Annotated in this window: 5 protein-coding genes; 2 read left to right on the top strand and 3 right to left on the bottom strand. The window is 67.1% G+C overall.

The window, feature by feature from the left end:
* Nucleotides 1–409 (bottom strand): phosphotransferase (locus tag RMO81_RS01555; RefSeq protein ID WP_310473967.1); only part of this gene is annotated, 409 nt, incomplete at its 3' end.
* A 94-nt stretch (nucleotides 410–503) separates the two neighbouring features.
* Here RMO81_RS01555 and RMO81_RS01550 point away from each other — a divergent pair.
* The gene (locus tag RMO81_RS01550; protein WP_310473966.1) at nucleotides 504–1025 is read left to right on the top strand and encodes a GNAT family N-acetyltransferase; all 522 of its coding nucleotides are present in this window, start codon (nucleotides 504–506) and stop codon (nucleotides 1023–1025) included.
* A 4-nt stretch (nucleotides 1026–1029) separates the two neighbouring features.
* Here the strand turns inward: RMO81_RS01550 and RMO81_RS01545 are convergent, their stop codons facing one another.
* Nucleotides 1030–1926 (bottom strand): SDR family NAD(P)-dependent oxidoreductase, encoded by an 897-nt coding sequence (locus RMO81_RS01545; protein WP_310473965.1) that lies wholly within the window; start codon nucleotides 1924–1926, stop codon nucleotides 1030–1032.
* Nucleotides 1927–1999: 73 nt separating this feature from the next.
* Between RMO81_RS01545 and RMO81_RS01540 the strand changes: the two genes are divergently transcribed.
* Entirely contained in the window at nucleotides 2000–2596 is a 597-nt protein-coding gene (locus RMO81_RS01540) for a TetR/AcrR family transcriptional regulator (RefSeq protein ID WP_310473964.1), read from the top strand.
* 69 nt (nucleotides 2597–2665) lie between these two features.
* Here RMO81_RS01540 and RMO81_RS01535 read toward each other — a convergent pair.
* Nucleotides 2666–2968 (bottom strand): AMP-binding enzyme (locus RMO81_RS01535; RefSeq protein WP_409049570.1); only part of this gene is annotated, 303 nt, incomplete at its 5' end.

The raw sequence follows: 2968 nt of genomic DNA, 5'->3' as shown, positions 1-2968 counted from the left end.
GATCGAGCGCATGCAGGGCCGCCATGGCCTGCAAAGTGGTTTCGACCAGCGCCAGCCCGTCGCCGGCCTCTGGGGGCAATGTGCCGGCGATCGCCACACCGCAGCGCCGTTCGATGATCTGAAACTTGGTGCCCAGCACCGCCTCATCATCGCAAAAGGCGATCAGGCGCGGCACCAGCGGGAAATGCGGGCCGAGCGCGCCCAGCACCTTGGCTTCGCGTGCCATGTCGCTGGCGCCGGCCGCCAACACGCCGGGCGGCGGCCGGCGCAGCACTGCGGGGCCCGAGGCGAGCATCACGCCCTCGTTGCGATTGGCGATGCCGCCACCAAGCCGTTCCAGCCGCGCGTCCGCAGCCAGTGCGAGGCCGTGGCCGGGCAGCCAGGCGGCGAGGATTTCAAGATCAGTCATGCCCCGTCTGGCTATCACGCCAATGCCGAACAGCAACAGCCTGTCACAAAGCGGTTACTGGATAATGGCATGATGACTGCCTATGCTGGAGGCGATGTCTGACCTTCCCGTTCTTGCCTCTGAACGTCTGGTGCTGCGCCCGCACCGGCTGGCGGACTTTGAACGATTGACGGAGATGTGGTCGCACCCGGTGGTGGTGACGCATTTCGGCGGCAAGCCGTTCAATCGCGAAGACAGCTGGAACCGGCTGCTGCGCTATGTCGGCCATTGGCAATTGATGGACTATGGCATGTGGGTCGTCACCCGTCCGGGCGAGGATGTGCATCTGGGTGATGTCGGCTTCCTGCATGGCGAGCGCAGCGGGGTGGAACCCTTTGGCTGCCCGGAAGCGGCCTGGGCCTTTCATCCTGAAGCGCAGGGCCAGGGCTATGCAAGCGAGGCCGTGGCCTGTGCATTGGCATGGGCGGACACGCGCTTTGATCGCACTGTCGCCATGATCAACCCCGGCAACGCTGCCAGCATCAGCGTGGCGCGGCGCTGCGGCTTTGCCATTTATGGGGAAGCGACCTACCGGGCTGAACCGGTTGGCCTGTGGGAACGGGCACGACCGGCCTGATGGCTCACACTGCGGCCGGCAGGCCGCACAGCGCCAGACTGTCCTGCCACAGCGCCTTCGCCACCCCGGCATCGCGCGCCAGCACGGATGGCGCTGGCCATGTGAGCCGGGCCTTGCGCAGCGCAGCATAGACCTGGCCCGCCGGCGGGCGCTCGGCTGTCGCCAGATCGGCAAGGCCGCGACCGGCTGCGGCCAGGCTGTTCATCGTGCGGCTGAACGGCACCAGCAGCGGCAACAAGGGCCACACCAGCGCGCGCACCACCCACATTTGATCACGCGCCAGCCCGGTTTGCGGCGTGAGGCCGGGATCATAGGCGACCACGCTGATGCCGCGCGCCGCCGCATCGGGCCGGTCGGCGGCGACGCTGGCGGTCAGCAGATTGCACAGTTTCGACGCGGAATAGGCGCGCATGCCGGCCGTGATGGCATTGCGGTCCAGGCCGGGATCGCTGGCAGGATCGGCGAGCCAGCGGGCGTTGGCATGGCGGGGTGGCGGCACGCCGGTGCGCTCTGCCGGATCATGGGTGCCGCTGCTGGTGATCACCACCCGCGCGCCGTCGGAAAGATGCGGCCACAGGCGGTGGAGCAACAGAAAATGCCCGAGGTGATTGGCGGCAAAGGTGAGTTCGTGGCCGTCGGCCGAACGTTCTGCCACGGTGGGCCGCTGCCCGCCGGCATTGAGCACCAGCGCATCGATGCCAGCGCCGCCCAGCGCGGCAATCACGGCATCGGCAAAGCCGTTGACACTGGCAAGGCTGGCCAGATCGAGCGGCAGGCCGGTCACCCCCGCCGGCGCCGCATCGCGCACGCCCAGCAGGATGCGCGCATCGGGCAGGGTCGCCAGGTGGCGCAGCGCTTCGGCGCCTATGCCGCGATTGCCGCCGGTCATCACGATCTGCATGAGCCATTCCTTACGATGTAAATTTTACATCGTATAAATTGCGTCGTCACCATGGTCAAGCTAGAGAGTGGCGGTGAAATCCGAATCGGCCTGGCACTACGATGGCGACTTGAAAGCCGCGTTGATCGACGCTGCCCGCATCATCGTGGAAACCGAAGGCGCTGTCGCCCTGACCCTGCGCGCTATCGCCCGCGCCACCGGCGTTTCTGCCATGGCGCCTTATCATCATTTCAAGGACCGCAGCGCCCTGGTCGCCGCCGTCGCCGCCGCCGGATTCGATCAGCTTTACACCGAAAAGATCGCCGCGCTGGCCTCCGCGCCGGGGGACCCGGCCCAGCGCATCGTCGCCGGCAGCATCGCCTATGTCCGCTTCGTCACCGAACACCCCGAGCTCTACCGGCTGATGAAAAGCCCGGAACTGGCCGATCGCGCCGCGCACTCCGCCCTCGCCCTCGCCGCCGCGCAGCCGGGCGCCTCCCTCCACGCCATGCTCGCCGAACTCGCCGCCAACGGCCGCCTGCATGGCATCACCGCCCGCGACGCCGGCCAGATTCTCTGGGCGATGGTCCACGGTATCGGCACGCTTGCCGTCGACAATTATCTCGCCAATCCCGAAAGCCTCGCCGCCGATGGCGCGGCCGCACTGCTGGCGGGTTGGGGGGCGCTTTAGGTCAAGAACGTGGAGCCTCCGGCGGGCAGGGGCTCAGCCCTTGCCCGCCGAAGGCCCTTTTCTACCAGATCAGCGATTGAGCCGGCCCTCGATCAGCGCATCGACCACGCTCGGATCGGCCAATGTGGAGGTGTCACCCAGCGCACCAAACTCGTTTTCGGCGATCTTCCTGAGGATGCGGCGCATGATCTTGCCGCTGCGGGTTTTGGGCAGGCCGGGTGTCAGGTGGATGTGATCGGGGATGGCAATGCCGCCGATTTCGCTGCGCACGGTGGCTTTGAGGGCGGCGACGAGTTCGGGCGTGGCTTCGATGCCGGCGTTGAGCGTGACATAGGCATAGATGCCCTGGCCCTTCACATCGTGCGGGAAGCC

The organism is Sandarakinorhabdus sp., assembly GCF_031422795.1.
Lineage (GTDB): Bacteria > Pseudomonadota > Alphaproteobacteria > Sphingomonadales > Sphingomonadaceae > Sandarakinorhabdus.
This window is presented reverse-complemented; position numbering and strand designations above follow the sequence as displayed.

What these genes read in the sequence shown, in the direction of transcription:
- RMO81_RS01550 (WP_310473966.1), top strand. Translation starts at nt 504, where the DNA reads ATGTCTGACCTTCCCGTTCTTGCCTCTGAACGTCTGGTGCTGCGCCCG.
- RMO81_RS01545 (WP_310473965.1), bottom strand. Translation starts at nt 1,926, where the DNA reads ATGCAGATCGTGATGACCGGCGGCAATCGCGGCATAGGCGCCGAAGCG.